General features: G+C 72.6%; 12 protein-coding genes. 10 read left to right on the top strand and 2 right to left on the bottom strand.

Translation table 11 applies throughout. The features are described from left to right. Positions 1 to 7: 7 nt before the first annotated feature. Together KXC43_RS47175 and KXC43_RS47170 are read right to left on the bottom strand one after the other, a co-directional pair. Positions 8 to 835, bottom strand: a complete 828-nt coding sequence (locus KXC43_RS47175; RefSeq protein ID WP_221382839.1) for a metallophosphoesterase family protein — start codon at positions 833 to 835, stop codon at positions 8 to 10. Continuing rightward, positions 832 to 1,488 carry a 4'-phosphopantetheinyl transferase family protein gene (locus tag KXC43_RS47170; RefSeq protein ID WP_221382838.1) on the bottom strand — a complete coding sequence of 219 codons (657 nt, stop codon included), beginning with the start codon at positions 1,486 to 1,488 and terminating at the stop codon, positions 832 to 834. The genes KXC43_RS47175 and KXC43_RS47170 overlap by 4 nt, the downstream gene beginning before the upstream one ends. 416 nt (positions 1,489 to 1,904) lie before the next feature. Between KXC43_RS47170 and KXC43_RS47165 the strand changes: the two genes are divergently transcribed. From KXC43_RS47165 to KXC43_RS47120, 10 genes are all read left to right on the top strand, one after another. Next, positions 1,905 to 2,759, top strand: coding sequence for a N5-glutamine methyltransferase family protein (locus KXC43_RS47165; protein WP_221382837.1), 855 nt, complete (start codon positions 1,905 to 1,907; stop codon positions 2,757 to 2,759). Next, on the top strand, positions 2,756 to 3,052 hold the full coding sequence (locus KXC43_RS47160) for a chorismate mutase (RefSeq protein WP_221382836.1): 297 nt from the start codon (positions 2,756 to 2,758) through the stop codon (positions 3,050 to 3,052). The genes KXC43_RS47165 and KXC43_RS47160 overlap by 4 nt, the downstream gene beginning before the upstream one ends. Before the next feature lie 28 nt (positions 3,053 to 3,080). Further along, positions 3,081 to 5,108: an aminodeoxychorismate synthase component I gene (pabB, locus tag KXC43_RS47155; RefSeq protein ID WP_221382835.1), complete on the top strand. Its 2,028-nt coding sequence runs from the start codon at positions 3,081 to 3,083 to the stop codon at positions 5,106 to 5,108. Beyond that, complete coding sequence (locus tag KXC43_RS47150) at positions 5,105 to 5,995, top strand: prephenate dehydrogenase dimerization domain-containing protein (protein ID WP_221382834.1); 891 nt, start codon at positions 5,105 to 5,107, stop codon at positions 5,993 to 5,995. Before pabB ends, KXC43_RS47150 begins: the two co-directional genes overlap by 4 nt. Before the next feature lie 151 nt (positions 5,996 to 6,146). Continuing rightward, positions 6,147 to 15,521 carry a non-ribosomal peptide synthetase gene (locus KXC43_RS47145; protein ID WP_221382833.1) on the top strand — a complete coding sequence of 3,125 codons (9,375 nt, stop codon included), beginning with the start codon at positions 6,147 to 6,149 and terminating at the stop codon, positions 15,519 to 15,521. A gap of 28 nt (positions 15,522 to 15,549) precedes the next feature. Beyond that, positions 15,550 to 17,307, top strand: coding sequence for a fatty acyl-AMP ligase (locus KXC43_RS47140; RefSeq protein ID WP_221382832.1), 1,758 nt, complete (start codon positions 15,550 to 15,552; stop codon positions 17,305 to 17,307). Between the two features lie 20 nt (positions 17,308 to 17,327). Then, entirely contained in the window at positions 17,328 to 17,594 is a 267-nt protein-coding gene (locus tag KXC43_RS47135) for an acyl carrier protein (protein WP_221382831.1), read from the top strand. 178 nt (positions 17,595 to 17,772) lie between these two features. Beyond that, positions 17,773 to 17,985, top strand: coding sequence for an MbtH family protein (locus KXC43_RS47130; protein WP_221382830.1), 213 nt, complete (start codon positions 17,773 to 17,775; stop codon positions 17,983 to 17,985). A gap of 79 nt (positions 17,986 to 18,064) precedes the next feature. Further along, positions 18,065 to 19,207 carry a cytochrome P450 gene (locus tag KXC43_RS47125; RefSeq protein ID WP_221382829.1) on the top strand — a complete coding sequence of 381 codons (1,143 nt, stop codon included), beginning with the start codon at positions 18,065 to 18,067 and terminating at the stop codon, positions 19,205 to 19,207. Between the two features lie 265 nt (positions 19,208 to 19,472). Next, a partial coding sequence (locus tag KXC43_RS47120) for a non-ribosomal peptide synthetase (RefSeq protein ID WP_221382828.1) occupies positions 19,473 to 24,250 on the top strand: 4,778 nt, incomplete at its 3' end.

The following is a 24,250-nucleotide window of genomic DNA, read 5'->3' as shown; positions in this document are numbered from 1 at the left end:
CATGTCTTCACGGGCGCAGGATGCGACGGACCGGGTCGGGCTGGTCGCCGTGGCGGCGCCATTCGCCGGGGTAGCCCAAGGAGACCTCCTCGAAGCGGACGCCGTCGTATTCCGTGGTGCGGGGGATGTGCAGGTGGCCGTAGACGGCGACCTTCGCGCGGTACCGGGTGTGCCAGTCGGCTGTGCGTTCGGTTCCGCACCACTGCGCGAAATCCGGTAACCACAGAACGTCCGTCGGCTGCCGGACCAGGGGCCAATGGCTCACCAGGACGGTATGCGTCGCGGGGTCCAGGGCGTCCAGCCGGCGCTCGGTCTCCTGCAGCCGGCTCCAGCACCATTCCTCCCGGCTCGGGTACGGGTCGGGGTGCAGCAGCATCTCGTCGGTGCACACCACCCCGGCGTCGTACGCGCGCCGCAGCGACTCCTCCTTGGTGTGCGCGCCCGGTACGCGAAAGGAGTAGTCGTACAGCTGGAACAACGGCACTACCGTGACCGGGCCGCCCTCGCCGCGCCACACGAGGTACTCGTCCTCGGGGGTCAGCACCCCGATGTCACAGCACATCCGCACCAGCGCCTGGTAGCGCTGCTCGCCGCGCAGCTGCACCGGGTCGCCGGGTTGGGTCCACAGCTCGTGGTTGCCGGGTGTCCAGATCACCTGCCGGAACCGGTCGCGCAGGGCGCGAAGGGCCTTCTCGACGTCGGCGAACGTCTCGGCCACGTCGCCGGCGACGATCAGCCAGTCGTCCGGGGACGCGGGGCGCAGCCGGTCGAAGATGCGGCGGTTCTCGGCGTGCGAGACGTGCAGATCGCTGACTGCCAGCAGTGACCCCGTCACATCGAGCTCACGGCAGTCAGGACCAAGCTGCGGCCGACGGCGAAGCGACCGTTCAGGACGGTCAGCGGGGGGCCGCCGTCGATCCGGGCGCCGTCCACCAGCAGTTCCGCCGTGAACGTTCCGGCGGCGGGGTCGATGGTCAGGCGGGCCTCCTCGAAGCCCAGCCAGCGCCGGGTCACCGGGAACCAGGCCTTGTAGACCGATTCCTTCGCGCTGAACAGCAGCCGGGCCCAGTGCGTGCCGGGATGGGAGCGATCCAGCCGGTCCAGCATCTCCGGCTCGCCCGGCACGGTGATCGACTCCGCGATGCCCTCGGGCAGCGGGCCGTTCGGTTCGGCGTCGACGCCGAGCAGGGGCACGTCGGTGGTGCGGGCCACGGCCGCGGCCCGGTAACCGGCGCAGTGTGTGATGCTGCCGGTGATGCCGGGCGGCCACAGGGGCTCGCGCCTGGGGCCGGGACGGATCGGCGCGTCGGGGTGACCGAGGGCGCGCAGCGCCGCCCGCGCGCAGCGGCGGGCGGTGATGAACTCGCGGCGACGGGACTCGACCGCTCCGGCGATGAGGTCCTCCTCACCCGGGAACGGCGGCTCGCCCGGTACGTCGTCGAACGCCTCGACGGTCACGACCGCCGACGGCAGAGTGGTCCCGATCAAGCCTTGCCCTCCCACCAAGAATGCCGGCACAGGCGGTCGATACTGCCAGCGGCACGCCCGCTCGGGGCTCGGCGGGTCGTGGGGCCGCGGCTCATGCAGGCGAGCACCTGCTCAGTTTCGGAACAATTGTGAGAACGGCCCTCGAACCCCAGCCGGTCCGGCCGAACGCCTTGCTACCGCGCCTTTTGCGCAGCCGTCAAGTAGCGCCTCGAACGGCGGTGCCCGTTCTTGACAGCTCCCGCGCTTTGCCAGAACGTTGGCCACGCCGAAAAGGATCGGCAAACGATTCTGCTGCGTATTCGGAAAGCGGAGTGAAGTCACTTGAAAGACCAGAATGACGCCGTGCCGCCGTACGATTCCGCGGCATTCGGCAATCACCTGAACCGGCGGGAGCGATACGCGGCGGGAGCCGGGCCATGGCCGTCGTGACCGGGGCGATCGACGAGGCGGTGCGGCTGCTGACCGTGGCCGGCATCGAGACCGCGCGCGAGGACGCCGAGGAGCTGGCGGCCTACGCCAGTCACGCCGCCGGTGAGCCGGCCACGCAGCTGTTCGGCGACCTGGTGCGCCGGCGGGCCGAGCGGATCCCGCTCGGGCATCTGGTGGGCCGGGCGGTGCTCGGCGGTATCGAGGTCGAGGTCGGTCCCGGAGTCTTCGTCCCCCGCGTGCACAGCGAGCGGGTGCTCGCGGCCGGACTGCGGCTCATCGAAGCCGTACGCCGACCCGTGGTGGCCGATCTCTGCACCGGCTCGGGCGCGCTGGCCCTGGCGATCGCGCACGCCCGCCCGGACGCCACGGTCCACGCGGTCGAGATGGACGACCTGGCCCTGGAGTTCGCCGCGCGGAACCGTGACCGTCGGGCCGCGGCCGGTGACACGCCGATCGTCCTGCACCGGGCCGACGTGGCCGCGCCGGGTCTGCTTTCCGGGCTGCTCGGCGCGGTGGACCTGCTGCTGATCAATCCGCCGTTCGTGCCGGAGGGCGTCCAGCTGCTGCCGGAGTACGGCGTGCACCATCCGGCCGCGGCCATCTTCAGCGGACCGGACGGGCTCGGCGTGATCCGGCCGGTCGCGGAGGCCGCCACCGCGCTGCTGCGGCCGGGTGGCGGGTTCGTCGTCGAGCACGGGCCCTACCACGAGGCCGCCGTGCCTTCCATGCTCCGCGCCGACCCGCGATGGACCGAGGTGGGCAGCGGTGCGGATCACCGGGGCCTGCCGCTGTTGACGACAGCTCGACGTGCCGACCGAACGGACGAGGGGGTCACCCGATGAAGGACGACGACGAACTGACCGCGCTCCGCGCCGAACTGGACCTGATCGACGACCGGCTGCAGGCGGCGCTGGCCGACCGTTTCCGCTGCTGTGTGCGGATCGCCGACTTCAAGAGCAGGAGCGGCGTCCCGATGATGCAGCCGCACCGCATCGGCGTGGTCCAGGAGCGGGCCGCCGTCTTCGCCGCGGCCAACGACATCGACACCGACTTCATCCGCCGGCTCTACGAGCTCGTCATCGGCGAGACCTGCCGGGTCGAGGACCTGGTCATCCAGGCCGCACGGGTGGACTGAGGACGCCAGGATGATCCCGCGGAGAGCCATGCGGACCTTGCTGATCGACAACTATGACTCGTTCACCTACAACCTCCATCAGCTCATCGGTGAGGTGAACGGTGCGGCGCCGACGGTGGTGCGCAACGACGTGGCCTTCGAAGAGGTGGACTTCCGGCAGTTCGACAACATCGTGATCTCGCCGGGCCCGGGCCGCCCCGAGCGTCCCGGCGACTTCGGCCTCAGCGCCCGGGCCATCACCGACGGCGGGCTGCCGGTACTGGGCGTGTGCCTCGGGCATCAGGGCATCGCCCACCTCTTCGGAGGGCTGGTGTCGCATGCGCCGGAGCCGATGCACGGCCGGCTGTCAGCTGTGCGGCACGACGGCCGGGACGTCTTCGAGGGTCTGCCGTCGCCGTTCGACGCGGTCCGTTACCACTCGCTCGCGGTCACCCAGCTTCCGGACGAGCTCGAGGCCATCGCCTGGACGGACGACCGCGTGGTGATGGGGCTGCGGCACCGCACCCGGCCGATCTGGGGCGTCCAGTTCCACCCGGAATCGATCTCCACCCGGTACGGCCGGGAGCTGATGGCCAACTTCCGCCGGCTGTCGCTCGAGCGGGAACGGGCCTCCGCCTGGCCGGCCACCCGGGTGCACCGGCGGACGCTCACGGCTCCGGTCGACCCGGAACGCGCCTATGTCGAGCTGTTCGCCGATGCGCCGCACAGCTTTTGGCTCGACAGCAGCGCCACCGGCGGGCCGGCCAAGGCCCGCTTCTCGATGATGGGCGACGACCGCGGCCCGCTCGCCGAATACCTCACCTACCGCGTCGACGAGCAGAGCGTGTGCGTCCACCGGCAGGGACGGGCCGTGGGCGCCGTCCGCGGCACCTTCTTCGACTACCTGGACGCCCAGCTGCGCCGGCGCGCGCTGCCCGTCGTTCCCGGCCTGCCCACCGAGTTCAACCTCGGCTACGTCGGCTATCTCGGCTACGAGCTGAAGGCGGAGACGGGCGGCGCCGCCGAGCACCGGTCACCGTGGAACGACGCCGCGCTGATCTTCGCCGACCGGGCGCTGGTCATCGACCACGAGACCGGCGAGAGCCACCTTCTCTGTCTCGGACCGGACGACGAGACCCCCCAGGTGACAGGGTGGTTCGACGAGGTGACCGCGGTCCTGGCCGGCATCCCGCCCGCGCACGGCGAGCGGGACGCCCCGGTCGTGGCCGACGCGGTGGCGCCCCCGTCGTCCGTTCAGTTCCGCCACGACGAGGAGGGCTATCTCAAGCGGATCGCCCACTGCCTCGACGAGATCGCCGAGGGCGAGTCCTACGAGGTCTGCCTGACCAACACCGCCACGAGCGACGTTCCCGTCGACCATCTGGCGACCTACCGCGCGCTGCGGCGGATCAGTCCGGTCCCGTACGCGGCGCTGCTGGCCTTCGGCGACGTCGCGGTGCTGAGCGCCTCACCGGAGCGTTTCCTGACCATCGGCGCCGACGGCGGGGTGGAATCGAAGCCGATCAAGGGCACCCGGCCGCGCGGCGCCACCCCCGAGGACGACGAGCAGCTGCGCGCCGCGCTGGCCACGGCGGAGAAGGACCGCGCCGAAAACTTGATGATCGTCGACCTGGTCCGCAACGACCTCAACATGGTCTGCGCGATCGGCTCGGTGCACGTGCCGACGTCGTTCGCCGTCGAGACGTACGCCCAGGTCCATCAGCTCGTGTCGACCGTGCGCGGGACACTGCGGCCGGACACCTCGGCCGTGCAGTGCGTCCGCGCGGCGTTCCCGGGCGGTTCGATGACCGGCGCACCGAAGATCCGCACGATGCAGATCATCGACCGGCTCGAGGAGGGCCCACGCGGCCCGTACTCGGGGGCGCTGGGCTGGTTCGGGCTCAGCGGCGCGGCCGATCTGAGCATCGTCATCCGGACGATCGTGGCCGACGCGCACACCACCACGTTCGGGGTCGGCGGGGCCATCGTGGCCCAGTCGGACCCGGCCGACGAGTACGGCGAGACACTGGTCAAGTCGCGGGCGATGATCGGCGCGCTCACCGCCGCCGACCGATGACCCGGCCCTCGCCGAACACCGTGATCGCCGGCGGCGGCGCGGTCGGGACCATGCTGGCCGACGTGTTCGCCGGCGCCGGTGCGGAGGTGGTCGTCGTCGACCTGCGGCCGCCCGACGGGCCGGTTCGTCACCGGCACCTCGACGGGGACGTCACGTGTCCGTCGGCGGCGATGGCCGGGCTGCTGGCCGCGGCCGACGTGGTGGTGCTGGCCGTCGACGAGAACACTGCCACCGCCGCCGTGCCGGTCGTCGGCCGGCTCGCCCGGGACGACGCCCTGCTGGTCGAGACGATGTCGGTGAAGGTGCCCATCGGGCGGGCCATCGCCGGCGCGGGCGGCTCGGCGCTGGGTCTCAACCCGATGTTCGCGCCCGCGCTGGGCCTGCCGGGCCGGCCGGTGGCCGCGGTGCGGCACGGCACACCGCCGTCCGCCGCCGCAGCGTCGGTCCTGGGAATGATCGAGGCGGCCGGTGGCGTGGTCACCGCCCTGGACGCCGAGCAGCACGACCGGATCGCCGCCGCCACGCAGGTGCTGACCCACGCCGCGGTGCTGTCGTTCGGCGCCGCGCTGGGCCGCCTCGGCGTCGATCCGGCGGCGCTGGCCGCGCTGGCCCCGCCGCCCCACCGGATGCTGCTGGCCCTGCTCGCGCGGATCGCCGGCGGCACCCCGGCGGTCTACCGGGACATCCAGCACGCCAACCCGTACGCGGCCGAGGCCCGGGCGGCGCTGGCCGCCGCCGTCGGCGAGTTGGACGCGGTCGGCGCCGTCGGCGACCCGGCCGCCTTCGACGCCTTCATGCGGCGGGCCGGCGCCGCACTCGGCGACGACCTGACCGGGTACGCCGCCCTCTGCTCCACGCTGCTGGCCGGCCTGCCGCCGGCCGGGTAGGGCGTTCAACTGCCGTACCCGCACCGGTTGGACGTGTTCGAGCGGCACGTTGTCGAGCGAACAGACCATGCGCTGCAATGGCGCCACCGATCCAGCACTGACGTGCCTGCGACGCCGTCCCGGGCGACGACCGTACCGAGGGAAGGACAGCATGGCCGCAATCGAAGCCGCATCCGACGGGCTGATGGCCGGCCAGCTCGGTGTCTGGAACGCGCAGCAGCTCGCACCGGAGAGCGTCGCGTTCACCATCAGCGAGTACCACGACATCCGCGGCGACCTCGACCCGGAACTGCTCGTCCGGGCGATCCGGCGGGCGCTGGCCGAGGCTCCGGCGTACCGCCTGCGGTTCCGGTCGGCCGGCGGTGAGCCGGAGCAGTACGTCGTCGACGGCCTCGACCAGGTCGAGATCGTCGACGTCAGCGGCGAGCCCGATCCGGCGGCGGCCGCCGGGCAGTGGATGCGCGAGGACGCGGCCCATGCGGTCGACCTGCTCCGGGATCCGGTCTCCGCACAGGCCGTCCTCGTGCTGGGACGTCGGCGGCACTTCTGGTATCAGCGCTATCACCACCTCGCGGTGGACGGCTACAGCGGCGTGCTGTTCAGCGCCCGGGTCGCCGAGCACTACACGGCGCTGGCCGCTGGGAACGACCCGGCCGGCCCGGCGCTGGAGCCCCTGTCCGTCCTGCTGGCGGCCGACCGGGCGTACCGGACGTCGGAGGCCCGCGACCGGGACCGGCGGTACTGGATCGACCGGCTGGCCGACCGGCCGGACGCGGCCGGCGCCGGGCGCCCCGCGGCCTGGAGTCCCGTCCGGCCCGTACGGCACTCCCGCACGGTCGATCCGGCCGTGGCCTCCGGCCTCCGGGACGCCGCCGCCCGCTACGGCACCAATCTCGCCGGGCTCGTCCTGGCTGCGGCGGCGATCCATCAACACCGCCTCACCGGCGTACGCGATGTCGTCCTCGGCGTTCCCACAGTGGGACGCATCGGGATGCGGGAGCTGCGCGCCGTCGGCGAGACCACCAACCTGATGCCGCTGCGGCTCGACGTGCGGCCGCACACCTCGATCGCCGACCTGGTCGCGCAGACCACCCGGGCCGTCCGCTCCGACCTGCCCCACCAGCGCTACCGGTACGAGGAACTGCTGCGGGACCTGGATCTGCCGGGCGGGGTGCCGCTGTACGCCGTGAAGGTCGACGTCATGACGTTCGCCCGCCCGATACGGTTCGGCGACTGCGTCTCCACCGCCCACAGCCTCACCGGCGGGCCGGTCGACGACATCGCGATCGACGTCTACGACCGTGCCGGCACCGGCGAGCTCGAGGTGGACGTCGACGTGAACCCGCGCCTCCACGACAGCGCGGTGGCCGCGGAGACCGCCGAGCGGTTCCTGCGGGTGCTGGAGGCCGTCGTCTCGCCCGGCTCCACGGTGGGGCGGATCAGCCTGCTGAGCCCCGGCGAACGCCACCGCATGCTCGTCGCCTGGAACGACAACCCGGCTGAGACCGCCGGCAGCAACCTGGTGGAGCTGTTCGACCGGCAGGTCGCGGCCGCCCCCGGGGCGGTGGCGCTGCTGGCCGACGGCGTATCGATGACCTACGCCCAGCTCGACGAGCGGGCGAACCGGGTGGCGTGGCACCTGCGCCGGCTCGGCGTGGGCGCCGAATCGCTGGTGGCCGTGGCGATGCCGCGCGGGGTCGACCCGGTGGTGTCGCTGCTGGCGGTGCTGAAGTCGGGCGCCGCCTACCTGCCGATCGACGTGGCCCAGCCGGCCGAACGGATCGCCTTCATGATTGCCGACAGCCGGGCCATCGTCGTGCTCGGCTCCGGCGGGGTTCTCGACGACCTGCCGCTGACCGGCGTCCTCACCGTCGACGTGGCCGATGTGGACGGTCCGGTGCACGCGCCGGGAGTGCCGATCCGTCCGGGGCAACTCGCGTACGTGATCTATACGTCGGGTTCGACCGGCACGCCCAAGGGGGTGGCCGTCACCCACCAGGGCGCGGTCAACCTGGTGGCCGCGCAGGCGAAGGGCCTCGGTGTGGGCCCGGGCGACCGGGTTCTGCAGTTCGCGTCGGCCGGCTTCGACGCGGCCGTGTGGGAACTGGTGATGGCCTGGTGCTCGGGTGCCGCGCTGGTGGTGACCGGTCCCGGCGGTCTGCAGGACGGCGAGGGCCTGGCCGGCGTGGTGCGCCGGTTCGAGGTGTCGCACGCGACGCTGCCCCCGGCGGTGCTCGCCGCGTCCGACCCGGCCACGCTGGCGCCGGTACGCACGCTCGTGTCCGCGGGCGAGGCGATGGACCGCGGGCTGGTGGCCCGCTGGTCGCCCGGCCGGCGGCTGATCAACGCGTACGGGCCGACCGAGACGACCGTGTGTGCGACCATGTCGCCGCCGCTGACCGTGGACGACGAGCCGGTGATCGGCGGGCCGGTCGTGAACACCCGCGCCTTCGTCCTGGACGACGTGCTGTCCCCGGTCCCGGCCGGGGCGGTCGGAGAGCTCTACGTGTCCGGCGCCCAGGTGGCCCGGGGCTACGTGGGCCGCCCGGGCCTCACCGGTCAGCGCTTCGTGGCCTGCCCGTACGGCACGGGCGAGCGCATGTACCGCACCGGCGACCTGGCCCGCTGGACCGCCGACGGCCGGCTGATGTTCGCCGGTCGCGCCGACGACCAACTGAAGGTGCGCGGTTTCCGGGTCGAGCCGGGCGAGGTCGAGGCGGTGCTGACCACCCACCCGGCGGTGGCCCGCGCGGCGGTGATCGCGCTGGACGAGCGACTGATCGCGTACGTCGTGCCGGCCGGCGACGGTGCGCCGGTGGACCGGATCCGCGACCACGTCGCCGAACGGCTGCCGAGCCACATGGTGCCGGCCGCGGTGGTGGTGCTGGACGCCCTTCCGTTGAACGCCAACGGAAAGCTGGACCGCCGGGCGCTGCCCGCGCCGGATCTCGTCTCGGGCGCCGGGTCCGGCCGCGCCCCGGCCACCGCGCAGGAGCTGCTGCTGTGCGACGCGTTCGCCGACGTGCTGGGGCTGGACTCGGTCGGCGTGGACGACGACTTCTTCGACCTGGGCGGCCACTCGCTGCTGGCCACGAAGCTGATCGGGCGGGTCCGCGCGATCTTCGGCGTCGACCTGCCGATGCGTGCCGTCTTCGACGCGCCGACCGTCGCCAACCTCGCCGGGAGCATCACCGGTGGGGACGTCACCCGTCCGGTCCCGGTCGCCGGCCCGCGACCGGAGCGGGTGCCGCTGTCGTTCGGGCAGCGCCGCCTGTGGTTCCTGGGTCAGCTGGAGGGGCCGAGCGCGACGTACAACGCGCCGGTGGTGGTGAGTCTCTCCGACGGGCTCGACGCCGGCGCGCTGGGCGCGGCGCTGCGCGACGTGGTGGAGCGGCACGAGTCGTTGCGCACCGTCTTCCCGTCGGTCGACGGCGAGCCCTACCAGCGGATCCTTGGCCTGGACGAGCTCGACTGGCAGCTGCACGAGGTGTGGGTGCCCGATGGTGAGCTCACCGGCGCGGTCGAGCGGGCCTCGCGCTACGCCTTCGACGTCGCGGTGGAGGCGCCGGCCCGGGCATGGCTGTTCCGCACCGACGCCGGCGAGTGCGTCCTGGTTCTCGTTCTGCACCACATCGCCGCCGACGGGTGGTCGATGGGCCCGCTGAGCCACGACCTGAACCGGGCGTACGCCGCCCGGCGGCGCGGCGAGGCGCCCGGCTGGGACCCGCTGCCGGTCCAGTACGCCGACTACGCGGTCTGGCAGCGGCGTCTGCTGGGCGACGGCGACGACCCCGGCAGCCTGCAGTCGAAGCAGCTCGGCTACTGGCGTTCGGCCCTGGCCGGCGCGCCCGAGGAGTTGCGGCTGCCGGCGGACCGGCCGCGCCCGGCGACCGGATCGCACCGCGGGCACAGCGTGCCGCTCCGGGTGCCCTCCGAGGTGCATCGGCGGCTGGCCGAGCTGGCCCGGGCCGAGGGCGTCACCGTCTTCATGGCGTTGCAGGCGGCGGTCGCGGTGCTGCTGTCGCGGCTCGGCGGCGGCGTGGACGTCCCGATCGGCTCGGCGGTGGCCGGCCGCACCGACGCGGCCCTCGACGAGCTCGTCGGATGCTTCGTCAACACCCTCGTGATCCGTACGGACCTGTCCGGTGACCCGCAGTTCCGCACTGTCCTGGAACGGGTGCGGGAGGCCGGCCTGGGTGCGCTGGCCCATCAGGACGTGCCGTTCGAGCGGCTGGTCGAGGAGCTGGCGCCGGTGCGGTCGCTGGCCCGGCACCCGCTGTTCCAGGTCGTGCTGACCATCCTCAACCCGGTGTCCGCGAACGATACCGGGGAGGGGATCGAGCTGCCCGGTGTGCGGGTGCGGTCGCTCTATCCGGGCCGGCCGACGGCGAAGTTCGACCTGGACGTGCTCGTCGGTGAGGTGTTCGACGACCAGGGACGGCCCGCCGGGCTGCGCGGTGTCGTCACCGCGTCGGCCGACCTGTTCGACGCGCCGACGGCCGAGCGGATCACCGGGTGGCTCGTCCGGGTCCTCGAGACGGTCACCGCCACCCCGGACGTACGGCTGCACGACGTGCGCGTGCTGGAGGCCGACGAGCGGGATCTGGTGTTGCACGCCTGGAACGACACGGCGGCTCCGGTCGACGAGGCGTCGGTGCTGGAGCTGTTCGAGCGGCAGGCGGACTCGGACGCCGTCGCGCTGGTGGCTGACGGGGTCGAGCTGACGTACGCCCAACTCGATGCCCGGGCGAACCGGGTCGCGCACTATCTGCGTGGCCAGGGTGTGGGTGTCGAGTCGGTGGTGGGTTTGTGCCTGCCTCGCGGGGCCGACATGATCACGGCGATTCTGGGTGTGTGGAAGGCCGGTGCGGCCTATCTGCCGATCGATGCGAAGCTGCCGGTCGATCGGATCGCCTTTGTTCTCAACGACAGCCGGGCGACGATGTTGTTGGGTTTGTCGGAGGTGCTCGACGATCTGCCGATGGGCCGGGTTCCGCTGGTCGCCCTCGACGACCCGTCGGTGGCTGTGTATCCGGAGTCTGCGCCGGAGGTGCGCCTCGATCCGCGACAGGTCGCGTACGTCATCTACACCTCGGGTTCGACCGGCACGCCCAAGGGCGTGGCCGTGACCCACGGCTCGCTGACCAACTATGTGGCGTCGGTGACGCAGCGGCTCGGCTGGAACCGGCCGGGCATGCGTTACGCGTTGCTGCAACCACAGGTGACCGACCTCGCGAACACCGTGGTGTACGCGGCCCTGGCCACCGGCGGCCAGCTGCACGTGCTGGACCCGGCGGCCGCGGTGGACGCCGAAGCGGTCGCGTCCTATCTGGAACGTGAGCGCATCGACGCGGTGAAGGTGGTGCCGTCGCACGCGATGGCGCTCTCGACGGCCGGCGTCGACCGGCTGCGCCCGGCGCACTCGCTGGTGCTCGGCGGTGAGGCGGCCGACGCCGGCTGGGTCGACGAGCTCGCGGCCGGCCGGTGCCGGGTCTTCAACCACTACGGCCCGACCGAGACCACCGTCGGCGTGGCCACCACCGAGCTGTCGCCGCCGACCGGGGGAGTGGTGCCGATCGGCCGCCCGCTCGCCAACACCCGGCTGTACGTGCTGGACGACGCGCTGGAGCCGGTTCCGGCCGGCGTGGTCGGCGAACTCTACGTGGCCGGTGCCCAGGTCGCGCGGGGCTACGTCAACCAGCCGTCGCTGACCGCCCGGCGGTTCGTGGCCTGCCCGTACGGCGCCGGGGAGCGCATGTACCGCACCGGCGACCTGGCCCGCTGGACCGCCGACGGTCGACTGGTGTTCGCCGGGCGCGCCGACGACCAGGTCAAGGTGCGTGGTTTCCGAGTCGAGCCCGGCGAGATCGAGGCCGTGCTGCTCTCGCATCCGCTGGTCGATCGGGCCGCGGTGGTCGTGCGGGACGGTCGCCTGATCGCGTACGTCGTACCGGGGGAGGGCGGCACCGACCTGTCGGCTCCGCTGAAGGGATACGCCGCCGAGCGGCTGCCCGACTACATGGTGCCCGCCGTCGTCGTCACGCTCCCGGGCCTGCCGCTGACCGCGAACGGGAAGCTGGACCGCCGGGCGCTGCCGGCCCCGGATCTCGTCGCCGGCGCCGGAACCGGGCGGGCCGCGGCCACCGCCGGGGAACAGTTGCTCTGCGACGCGTTCGCCGACGTGCTGGGGCTGGACTCGGCCGGCGTGGACGACGACTTCTTCGACCTCGGTGGGCATTCGCTGCTGGCCGTCCGGCTGGTCTCCCGCATCCGCGCCACGCTCGGCGCGGACCTCGACATCCGGCTGCTCTTCGACAATCCCACCCCGGCCGCGCTGGCCGGCCGGCTCGGCGCCGAGGGGACCGCCCGGCCGGTGCTGCGCGCGGGCGTGCGCCCGCAGCGGGTGCCGCTGTCGTTCGGGCAGCGCCGGTTGTGGTTCCTGGGCCAGGTGGAGGGGCGCAGCGCCACCTACAACGGGTCGATCGTGGTGAACCTGTCGGGCGCCCTGAACGTGGACGCTCTGGGCGCCGCGCTGCGTGATCTGGTGGAGCGGCACGAGTCGCTGCGCACCGTCTTCCCGACGGTCGACGGCGAGCCGTACCAACGAATTCTCGATCCCGGCGAGCTCGACTGGCGCATGCGGCTGACCGATGTGGAGGCCGGCGATCTGGCCGCCGCGGTCGCCGAGGCCTCCGGGCACGTCTTCGACCTGGCCGGCGAGCCGCCGATCCGGGCGTCGCTGTTCCGCACCGGCCCCGACGAGTGCGTCCTGCACCTCGTGCTGCACCACATCGCCAGCGACGGCTGGTCGCACGCCGCGCTGGGCCGCGACCTGTCGGCGGCGTACGCGGCCCGGCTGCGCGGCGAGGCGCCGTCTTTCGCGCCGCTGCCGGTGCAGTACGCCGACTACGCGTTGTGGCAGCGGGAGCTGCTGGGCGCCGAGGACGACCCGGAGAGCCGCCTGTCGCGGCAGATCGGCTACTGGCGCGAGGTGCTGGCGGGCGTGCCGGAGGAGCTGAGCCTCCCGCTGGACCGGCCGCGCCCGGCGGTCGCCTCGCACCGCGGGCACAGCGTGCCGTTGGACGTGCCGGCCGAGCTGCATCAGCGGCTGGTGCGGCTGGCCCGGGCCGAGGGGGTGACCGTCTTCATGGCGTTGCAGGCCGCGGTGGCGGTGCTGCTGTCCCGGCTGGGCGCGGGCACCGACATCCCAATCGGCTCGGGCAACGCCGGGCGCACCGATGAGGCGCTCAACGACGTGGTCGGCTTCTTCGTCAACACCCTGGTCATCCGCACGGATCTGTCGGGGGACCCCGAGTTCCGCCGGGTCCTCGGCCAGGTGCGGGAGCGGGCGCTGGGCGCGCTGAGCAACCAGGACGTGCCGTTCGAGCGGCTGGTCGAGGAGCTGGCGCCGGTGCGGTCGCTGGCCCGGCATCCGCTCTGCCAGGTCGTGCTGACCCTGCACAACGTCGAGCAGGCGGCGCTGGACCTGCCCGGCGTGCGGTCCGGCGACGGCACGGTGGCCGGCGACGGCACGGCCGTGGTGCGCACCGACGTCGACCTGATGGTCGGCGAGGTCTTCGACGGGCAGGGCCGCCCGGCCGGGCTGCGCGGCTTCCTGACCGGTTCAGCCGATCTGTTCGACCGCTCGACGGTGGAGCGGTTCACGCGGGGACTGGTGCGGGTGCTCGACATCGTGACGGCGGAGCCGCAGGTGCGGCTGCGGTCGATCGACCTGCTCGATCCGGCCGAGCGGACGGCGATCCTCGACACGTGGAACGACACCGCGTCGCCGGTTCCCCCGAGCACGATCCTGGACCGGTTCGCGGCGGCGCCGCCTGGGGCTGTTGCGGTGCGGGCCGACGGTGTCGAGCTGACGTACGCGCAACTGGACGCCCGGGCCAACCGGCTGGCGTGGCTGCTGCGCGGGCACGGCGTCGGCGCCGAGTCGGTCGTCGCGGTGGTCATGGACCGCGGCCCGGACTTCGTGGCTGCGCTGCTGGGCGTGCTCAAGGCCGGCGCGGCGTACCTGCCGATCGATCCGGCCTACCCGGTCGAGCGGATCGCGTTCATGCTGGCCGACAGCCGCGCGGCCGTGGTGCTCGGCGGGGCCGACGTGCTCGACGATCTGCCGGTGGGCCGGGTGCCGATGGTCGCGGTCGACGATCCGGCGGTGGCCGCGCAGCCGGAGACCGCACCGTCGACGCGGCTCGACCCGGAGGGCCTGGCCTACGTGATCTACACGTCGGGGTCGACCGGTACGCCGAAGGGCGTCGCGCTGACCCACGCGGGCGCGGTGAATCTGGCGGCGGCGCAGATCGAACGGTTCGGGGTGCGCCCGGAGTCGCGGGTGCTGCAGTTCGCGTCGATCGGCTTCGACGCCGCGACCTCGGAAGTGCTGATGACGTTGCTGTCCGGCGCCACGCTGGTGACCGCGGGGGGATCGCAGTTGCAGCCCGGCGGCGGGCTGGTGGAACTCCTGGACCGGCACCGGGTGACGCATGTGACCTTGCCACCGGCCGTGCTGGCCGTGCTGGACCCGGCGGCGGTGCCGGTGGGCACGATCGTGTCGGCCGGCGAGGCGCTCGACCCGGCGCTGCTGGACCGATGGGCCGCGGGGCGGCGACTGATCAACGCGTACGGGCCGACCGAGGTGACGGTGTGCGCGTCGATGTCGCAGCCCTTGTCGGCCGGCGACGTGCCGGTGATCGGCACGCCGATCGCGAACTGCCGCGCCTACGTGCTCGATGACACCCTGAGCCCGGTGCCGGTGGGCGTGCCCGGCGAGCTCTACGTCGCGGGAGCGGGTCTGGCCCGCGGCTACGTCGGCCGGGCCGGGCTGACCGGCGAACGGTTCGTGGCGTGCCCGTTCGGCGACGGCGAGCGGATGTACCGCACCGGCGACCTGGCCCGGTGGACCGAGGACGGACGGCTCGTCTTCGCCGGGCGGGTCGACGATCAGGTGAAGGTGCGCGGGTTCCGGGTCGAGCCGGGCGAGATCGAGCAGGTGCTGCTGGCCCATCCGGGCGTGCGGCAGGCCGCGGTGATCGTCAGGGAGGACCGCCTGGTCGCGTACGTGGTCGGTGACGACGTCACGGCCGAGGAGCTGCGCAAGCCGGCGGCGGCCCGCCTGCCGGACTACATGGTGCCGTCGGCCTTCGTCGTGCTGCCGGAACTGCCGCTCACCCCGAACGGCAAGCTCGACCGCAAGGCCCTGCCCGCGCCGGAGCAGACCGGCGGCACCGGCCGGGCCCCGGCCACCGTGCCGGAGGAGCTGCTGTGCGCGGCGTTCGCCGAGGTGCTCGGGCTGGAGACGGTCGGTGTCGAGGACAGCTTCTTCGACCTGGGCGGCCATTCGCTGCTCGCGGCCCGCCTGGTCTCCCGGATCCGCACGGTGCTGGGCGCCGAGATCGAGATCCGGACGCTGTTCGAGGTGCCCACCCCCGAGGGGCTGGCGGCCTCGCTGGCCGAACGGCCCCGCACCGAGAAGCCGAGCCGGCCGGCGCTGCGCCCGATGCCCCGATCCTGACCCGACCGATCCGCTACGGAGGAATCGCATGCTTTATGACCTGGAGGATGCTCCGGACCTGGTCACCCTGATGCGCCAGCACGCCGCGACCCGCCCCGGAGCCGAGGCGCTCGTCTTTCTCGCCGATCCCGACGACGTGTACGGCGGAGCGGTCCGCTGCACCTTCGAGGAGCTCGACCGGCAGGCCCGCGCGTGCGCGGCCTGGTTGCAGGAACGCCTGCCGGAGGGGTCCCGCGTGCTGCTGCTGCACCCCAACGGCATCGAGTGGGTCGCGGCCTACTTCGGCTGCCTGTACGCCGGGATGATCGCCGTGCCCGCCCCGCAACCCGGCCGGCAGCGGCACCAGCGCAGCCGCATCGCGACGGTGGCCGGCAGCGCCGACGCCGCCGCCGTGCTCACCGACGCCGCCGACCTGCCCGAGGTGCTCAAGTGGGCGGAGGAGACAGGCCTCGACGGGGTCCTCGTCGCGGCGAACGGCACCCCGGGGTTCGGCGACCCGCAGGCCTGGCGGCCGGTTCCGCTGACCCGCGACACGATCGCGTTGCTGCAGTACACATCCGGCTCCACCGGCGACCCCAAGGGTGTCGTGGTGCGGCACGGCAACATGCTGCACAACCTGGACGCGCTCACCGCCGACGTCGGCTGGACCGCTTCCCTGCGGGTCGGCGGGTGGCTTCCGCTCTACCACGACATGGGACTGGTCACGATGCTGCTGGCCGCAATCCTGCGCGGCGGGACGACGGTGATGATGACGCCGTCCGCCTTCATCCGTAGCCCGGTGCGATGGCTGCGAGCCATGGACGCGCACGGGATCAACGTCGCGTTCGCCCCCAGCTTCGCCTACGACCTGTGTGTCAACCGGATCTCCGACGAGGAGGTCGCGAGCCTCGACCTGTCGGGCTGGCGCATCGCGGGCAACGCCTCGGAACCGGTGGACCGGACGGTGCTCGACCGGTTCGCCGCCAAGTTCGCCCCGGCCGGCTTCCGGGCCGAGTCCTTCGCCCCCGCCTACGGGCTGGCCGAAGCCACCGCGTACGTCAGCGGAACGTCCGGCCGGTCGGCAGTCGTCCGCCGGATCAACATCGGGCAGCTCGCCGAGGGCCGGTTCGCCGAGGGCGGGCCGGGCGAGACCCGCGACGTGGTCAGCTGCGGGCCGCCCACCCGGGCCTGCGAGATCCGGGTGGTCGACCCGGCGAGCCGGGAGCCCGTCGAGGACGGACGGCTCGGCGAGATCTGGCTGCGCGGCCCGGTCGTCTGCGACGGGTACTGGCGCCGGGACGATCAGGCTCACCTGTTCGACGCCACAACCGCCGGCGGGGAGGGCGGGTTCCTGCGCACCGGCGACCTCGGCGCGATGTACGAGGGCGAGCTGTACGTGCAGGGCCGGCTCAAGGACATGCTCATCGTGCACGGCCGTAACCTCTACCCGCACGACATGGAGCAGGAGTTGCGGATCCACCACCCCGAGCTGGGCCGGGTCGGCGCCGTCTTCGCCGTTCCGGGCGAGGCCGACGGGGTCGCCACCCAGGCCGTCGTGGTGACCCACGAGATCGGCAAGCTGCCGCCGGAGAGGTGGTCGTCGCTCGCCGGTGAGCTGCGGCTGACCGTCACGCGGGAATTCGGCGTCCGGGTGGCCGTGGTCGCGCTGCTGCGCCCCGGGACGGTCCGGCGCACGACGAGCGGCAAGGTGCAACGGGCCGCCATGTCCGAGCTGTTCCGCACCGGCCGGTTGAGCCCCATCTTCCAGGATCCGCCGGCCGACGACCGTTCACCGTCGATGGCATGACCGCCGCCCAAGGAGTGCCCATGTCCACACCCCTCACCGACATCGCTCGCACCGAGCTCTGCCAGTGGCTGTGCGCCCATCTCGCCGTGGAACTGCGGGTGCCGGGCGGCCGGATCGACCCGGACGAGCCGATGGTCAATTACGGCCTGGACTCGCTGACCGCGGCCGCCGTCCTCGTCGCCGTGGAAAAACGGGTCGGGTTCGACGTCGATCCCAACGCCCTCTGGGATCACCCCACCGCGACGGAGTTCACCGCCCACCTGGCCGGCCGCACGTCCGGAGTCTGACGAATCGAACAGAAACAGGGACCGTCCCAGCTGGGACGGTCCCTGTTTCTGTTCCATTCGCACGCACGGTTGTACCTGGACACTGCTTTGTCGATGGGCCCGGCGCCGGTCATAGTGAGTCCAGCCCAGTCATTGCATTCCTGGGTCTCCCTTATTGCCGATAGATAAGGATGGTCCGGTGCCGAACCCGTTCGAAGATCCCGATGCGAGCTATCTGGTTCTGGTCAACGACGAGGGACAGCATTCGCTGTGGCCCGTCTTCATCGACGTTCCGGAGGGCTGGACGTCGGTATTCGGAGAGGCGTCGCGCGACGACTGCCTCGAATACATCGAGAAGTCGTGGACCGACCTGCGGCCCAAGAGCCTCGTCGAGGCGATGAAGGCACAGTAGGCCCACCGACCCGTACGTCTGCCCCCGCCGCGCACCGCGCCCGGGGGCAGTTCGTTCGGCCCACCGGAGAGGGAAGCCGATGACTCAGCTCGGCCTCGACGACATCGGTCCGCTTCCGGACCACCTGGGGCGGGACGGCGGCGCGACCGTGCCGATCGTGACGCCGATGGGCGACCGGATGTGGCTCGTCCGCGACTACGCGCTCGCCCGTCTCGTGCTGACCGACGCCCGGTTCAGCCGGGCCGAGGCGGTCGCCCCGCACGCGCCCCGGTTCAACGACGCGCAGCCCGTGCCCGCCTCGATGATGAGCATGGACGGCTCGGAGCACGCCCGGCTGCGGCGGATCATCACCGGCACCTTCACGTCCGGCCGGGTCGCGGCCATGGCGCCCGGCATCGAGCGGCTCGTCGACCGGCACCTGGACGACCTCGAGGCGGCCGGCCCCGGCGCCGACGTGATGGACCGGCTGGCCGTGCCACTGCCGCTGGCGGTGCTGTGCACGCTGATGGGCGTGCCGCACGCGGACAGCCTCCGGTTCGGCACCTGGGTCGGCGTGCTGTTCGACGTCTCCGCCAGCACCCCGCAGCAGAAGGTCCGCCACCGCGTCGAACTGGCCCGCTACATGGCCGGCCTGGTCGAGCGCAAGCGCCGGGAGCCCGGCGCCGACCTACTCACCGCGCTGATCGAACGCCACGACGGTGGCGAGCTGTCGCTGACCGAACTGGTGACCATGGGCCTGAGCCTGTTGATGGCCGGATACGAGACCACGATCGGCCAGATCGGGCTGGCCGTGCTGTCGCTGCTGGCCGAGCCGGCCCGCCGCGACGGCTTCCTCGAACGCCCGGCGGCCGCGGTCGAGGAGCTGCTGCGGCTCAACCCGTCCACCCCGCTGAGCTTCCCGCGGGTCGCCGTGGAGACGGTCGAGCTGGGCGACGTCACCGTGCGGGCCGGCGAGGGCGTGCTGGTCTCCCTGTTCGACGCCAACCGGGACGGGCGGGTGTTCCCCGCGGGGCCGGACCGGCGCCCCGCCCCGCATCTCACCTTTGGCCACGGCCCGCACCGCTGTCCCGGCGCCCCGCTGGCCCAGCTGCAGGTGCGGATCGCGGTGGAACGCCTGCTGCGCCGCTTCCCGGGGCTACGCCTGGCCGGCGGCGCCCCGGCCGTGCAGTGGAAGGACGGTCTGCTCACCCGCGGGCCGGCGCACCTGCACGTGTCCTGGTGACCTCCGCGGGACTGTTCAACCGTGCCTCCGAGCCGGTTGGACGGCAGGTCACGCCCTGTTCGACCTCCGGCCTTGTCCGGTAACGCCGGATCGGCTGGAATCTCGGTGACCGGTCCCGGGGCTCCTGGTTGATTTCGCTCGGATCCAAACCCTTTTCGGTACGCCGGTAATCGGCGAGCAATGACGGCTGCGACAGCGCCGGTGAAGACGCGGAATTCGGATCGCTATCGGCCCGGAGCGGTCGGATGCATGAGGAGACGCACTGATGATTCCCTTGTCGTTCGGGCAGCGCCGGTTGTGGTTCCTGGACCAGCTCGAAGGTCCGAGTTCGACATACAACAGCGTCATCGCCCTGACATTGCGCGGCGAAGTCGACGAGGGCGCGCTGGACGCCGCACTCCGTGACGTGATCACCCGGCACGAGTCGCTGCGCACCGTCCTGCCCGCGGCGCACGACGAGCCGCATCAGCTCGTGCTGGACCCGGCCGGCCTCGACTGGCGGCTCGAGGTGCGCCGGCTGGACGACGGGGAGCTCGACCAGGCACTCGGCCGCATCAACGAGGAAGTCTTCGACCTGTCGGCCGACCTGCCGATCCGGGCCTGGCTGTTCCGCCGCGGGGGTGACGAACAGACGCTGGCCCTGCTGGTCCACCACACCGCCTGCGACGGCTGGTCGCACGGCCCGCTGATGCGCGACCTGTCGGCGGCCTACGCGGCCCGGCTGCGCGGCGAGGCGCCGTCCTTCGAGCCGCTGCCGGTGCAGTACGCCGACTACGCCCTGTGGCAGCGCGAACTGCTGGGCGCGGACCACGATCCCGACAGCCTGCTGTCGCGGCAGGTCGGCTACTGGCGGCAGGCCCTGGCCGGCGCGCCCGAGGAACTGGGCCTGCCGGTGGACCGGCCCCGCCCGGCGGTGTCGAGCCATCGTGGACACCGGGTGCCGGTGAACGTGCCGGCCGAGGTGCACCGGCGGCTGGTCGAGCTGGCCCGGGCTGAGGGCGTCACCACGTTCATGGTGTTGCAGGCCGCGCTGGCGGTCACCCTGTCGCGGTTCGGTGCGGGCACCGACATCCCGATCGGCTCGGCGGTCGCCGGCCGCACCGATGAGGGCCTGAACGATCTGGTCGGGTTCTTCGTCAACAGCCTCGTGATCCGCACGGATCTGTCCGGCGACCCGGAGTTCCGCCACGTGCTGCGGCGGGTGCGGGAGACGAGCCTGGAGGCGCTCGCGCACCAGGACGTGCCGTTCGAGCGGCTGGTCGAGGAGCTGGCGCCGGTGCGGTCGCTGGCCCGGCACCCGCTGTTCCAGGTGATGCTGACGTTCCAGAACAACGAGCAGGCGATGCTGGAACTGCCCGGCGTGCACGAGGTCTCGTGGGCCGCGGGCCAGCAGACCGAGGATTCGGTTTCTGTCAAGTTCGACTTGTACGTGGCCGCTGTCGAGCTGTTCGACGAGCAGGGCCGCCCGGCCGGGCTGACCGGCGTGGTCACCGGCTCGGTCGACCTGTTCGACCGGGCGACGGTCGAGCGCATGACTGCCGGCCTGGCGCGGGTGCTGGCCGCGGTGACGGCGGCGCCGCAGGCCCGGCTGCGCGAGGTCGACGTCCTCGACGCGCGGGAGCGGGCGCAGATCCTCAGCGGCTGGAACGACACGGCGGCCGCGGTTGCCGGGGCGTCGGTGCTGGAGCTGTTCGAGCGGCAGGCGACCTCGGCGGAGGTTGCGCTGGTGGCCGACGGCGAATCGGTGACGTACGCGCAACTGGACGCGCGGGCGAATCGGATCGCCCATTATCTGCGTGGTCAGGGTGTCGGCGTGGAGTCGGTGGTGGGTTTGTGCCTGCCCCGTGGCGCGGACATGATCACGGCGATTCTGGGTGTGTGGAAGGCCGGTGCGGCTTATCTGCCGATCGATGCGAAGCTGCCGGTCGATCGGATCGCTTTTGTTTTGAACGACAGCCGGGCGACGGTGTTGTTGGGTTTGTCGGAGGTGCTTGACGATCTGCCGATGGGCCGGGTGCCGTTGGTGGCGCTCGATGATCCGTCGGTGGCTGTGTATCCGGAGTCTGCGCCGGAGGTGCGCCTCGATCCGCGGCAGGTCGCGTATGTCATCTACACCTCGGGTTCGACCGGCACGCCGAAGGGTGTGGCGGTCACGCACGGCTCGCTGGCCAACTATGTGGCTTCGGTGTCCGAGCGGTTCGGCTGGTCCGGTACGGGCCGCCGGTACGGGCTGTTGCAGCCGCAGGTGACCGATCTGGGTAACACGGTGGTGTTCGTCAGCCTGGCCACCGGCGGCCAGCTGCACATTCTTGGCGAGGCGGCGGTGACCGATCCCGCTGCGGTGGCCGCGTATCTGGCCGAGCGGCAGATCGATTTCGTGAAGGCGGTGCCGTCGCACCTGATGGCGTTGTCGTCGGTGGCGGGTGTCGAGGCGGTGTTGCCGAGTGAGTCGCTGGTGCTGGGTGGCGAGGCGGCCTCCCCGGAATGGGTGGCCGACCTCACGGCGCACGGCCGTCGGGTCTTCAACCACTACGGCCCGACCGAGACCACGGTCGGTGTCGCAACTGCCGAGCTGACCGGCGACGGCACCGTGCCGATCGGGTCGCCGATCGCCAACACACGCTTGTTCGTGCTGGACGGGGCCTTGAGCCCGGTCCCGGTCGGCGTCACGGGCGAACTGTATGTGGCCGGCGCCGCCCTGGCGCGAGGCTATGTGGGCCGTGCGGGCCTGACGAGCGAGCGGTTCGTGGCGTGCCCGTTCGGCTCCGGTGAGCGGATGTACCGGACCGGCGATCGGGTGCGGCGGCTGGCGGACGGGCAGTTGGTGTTCCTGGGCCGGGCGGACGAGCAGGTGAAGGTCCGTGGGTTCCGGGTCGAGCCGGGCGAGATCGAGCAGATCCTGCGCGCGCACCCCGAGGTCGATCAGGCTGCGGTGATCGCCCGCGACGACCGCCTGATCGCCTACGTCGTCGGCGAGGATCTCACCGAGCAGCTGTTGCGTGAGCTGACCGCGGCGCGGCTGCCCGACTACATGGTTCCCTCGGCGTTCGTGCTGCTGCCCGAGCTCCCACTGACTCCCAACGGCAAGCTCGACCGCAAGGCCCTGCCCGCCGTCGACCACACCGGCACCGGCCGCGCGCCGGTGACCGTGCAGGAGGAACTGCTGTGCGCCGCCTTCGCCGACGTGCTCGGTGTCGACGCGGTGGGTGTCGACGACAGCTTCTTCGCCCTGGGCGGCCACTCGCTGCTCGCCGTCAAGCTGGTGTCGCGGGTACGGACCCTGCTCGGCGCCGAACTCCCGATGGGCACGCTGTTCGAGGCGCCCACGCCGGCAGGCGTGGCCGCCTGGCTGGCCGGCGCCGAGACCGGCGCGGTGCGGCCGCTGCTGCGGGCCGGGGTCCGGCCGGAGCGCGCACCGCTGTCGTTCGCGCAGCGCCGGCTCTGGTTCCTGGCCCAGCTGGAAGGTCCCAACCCGACCTACAACACGCCGCTGGTGGTGCGGCTGGGCGGCACGGTGGAGCCGATCGCGATGGACGCCGCGCTGCGCGACGTGATCGGGCGGCACGAACCGCTGCGCACGGTCTTCGCAGTCGAGGACGGCGAGCCGTACCAGCGGATCCTGGAGCCGTCCGAGCTGGACTGGCGCCTTCAGGTCACCGAGGTGGCGCCCGCCGACCTCGCCGAGGCGGTGACCCGGGCCGCGGAGTACGCGTTCGACCTGGCGGCCGAGGTGCCGGTGCAGGGCCGGCTGTTCCGCACCGGACCGGACGAGCAGGTGCTGGTGCTGGTCATGCATCACATCGCCAGCGACGGCTGGTCGAACGCCGCGCTGGGCCGCGACCTGTCGGCCGCCTACACGGCACGCAGCCGCGGCGAGGCGCCGCGCTTCGAGCCGCTCCCGGTCCAGTACGCCGACTACGCGGTCTGGCAGCGCGAACTGCTCGGCGACGAGGCCGACCCGGACAGCCGGCTGTCGCAGCAGGTCGCGTACTGGCGGCGGCAACTGGCCGGCGCGCCCGAGGAGCTGAGCCTTCCGGTGGACCGGGCCCGCCCGGCCGAGGCGAGCCACCGCGGGCACCGGGTGCCGCTGCAGATGCCGGCCGAGCTGCACCGGCGGCTCATCGAGCTGGCCCGGGCCGAGGGCGTCACCGTCTTCATGGTGATGCAGGCCGCGGTCGCGGTGTTGCTGTCCCGGCACGGCGCCGGCACCGACGTCCCGATCGGCTCGGGCAACGCCGGGCGTACCGATGAGGCGCTCAACGACCTGGTCGGCTTCTTCGTCAACACGCTGGTCATCCGCACCGACCTGTCCGGCGACCCGGAGTTCCGGGAGGTGCTCGGGCGGGTGCGGCAGACGACCCTGGGCGCCCTCGCCCACCAGGACGTGCCGTTCGAGCGGCTGGTCGAGGAGCTGGCGCCGGTGCGGTCGCTGGCCCGGCACCCGCTGTGTCAGGTCGTGCTGACGCTGCAGAACGTCGAGCGGGCCGTGATGGAGCTGCCCGACGTTCAGGTCAGCGGGCTGGCGATGGCCGGCGACGGCACGGCGGTGGTGAAGACCGACATCGACCTGATGATCGGCGAGGTTTTCGACGAGCGGGGCCGCCCGGCCGGGCTGCGCGGCTCCCTCACCGGCTCGGCCGACCTGTTCGACCGCTCGACCGTGGAACGGCTCACCGGTGGCCTGGCGCGGGTCCTGGACATCGTGACAACGACGCCTCACGCCCGGCTGCGGGCGATCGATCTGCTTGACGCGGCCGAGCGTGCTCAGGTGCTCTCCGAGTGGAACGACACGGCGGCGCCGGTTCCCGCCCGGACGGTCCTGGATCTGATCGCGGCGGCGTCGCCGGAAGCGGTGGCGATACGAGCCGACGGCGTCGAGCTGACGTACGCGCAACTGGACGCCCGGGCCAACCAGCTGGCGTGGCTGCTGCGCGGCTACGGCGTGGGCGCCGAGTCGGTCGTCGCGGTGGTCATGGACCGCGGCCCGGATCTGGTGGCGGCCCTGCTGGGCGTGCTCAAGGCGGGCGCGGCCTACCTGCCGAT

It is taken from the genome of Paractinoplanes polyasparticus (assembly GCF_019710575.1).
Lineage (GTDB): Bacteria > Actinomycetota > Actinomycetes > Mycobacteriales > Micromonosporaceae > Actinoplanes > Actinoplanes polyasparticus.
Note: the sequence above shows the minus strand (reverse complement) of the source record. Positions and strands in the feature narration are given on the sequence as shown.

Excerpts from the sequence above, each read along its gene's own strand:
- KXC43_RS47135 (WP_221382831.1), top strand. The coding sequence starts at position 17,328 with ATGTCCACACCCCTCACCGACATCGCTCGCACCGAGCTCTGCCAGTGG.
- KXC43_RS47150 (WP_221382834.1), top strand. The coding sequence starts at position 5,105 with ATGACCCGGCCCTCGCCGAACACCGTGATCGCCGGCGGCGGCGCGGTC.
- KXC43_RS47125 (WP_221382829.1), top strand. The coding sequence starts at position 18,065 with ATGACTCAGCTCGGCCTCGACGACATCGGTCCGCTTCCGGACCACCTG.
- KXC43_RS47145 (WP_221382833.1), top strand. The coding sequence starts at position 6,147 with ATGGCCGCAATCGAAGCCGCATCCGACGGGCTGATGGCCGGCCAGCTC.
- KXC43_RS47165 (WP_221382837.1), top strand. The coding sequence starts at position 1,905 with ATGGCCGTCGTGACCGGGGCGATCGACGAGGCGGTGCGGCTGCTGACC.
- KXC43_RS47140 (WP_221382832.1), top strand. The coding sequence starts at position 15,550 with ATGCTTTATGACCTGGAGGATGCTCCGGACCTGGTCACCCTGATGCGC.
- pabB (WP_221382835.1), top strand. The coding sequence starts at position 3,081 with ATGCGGACCTTGCTGATCGACAACTATGACTCGTTCACCTACAACCTC.
- KXC43_RS47160 (WP_221382836.1), top strand. The coding sequence starts at position 2,756 with ATGAAGGACGACGACGAACTGACCGCGCTCCGCGCCGAACTGGACCTG.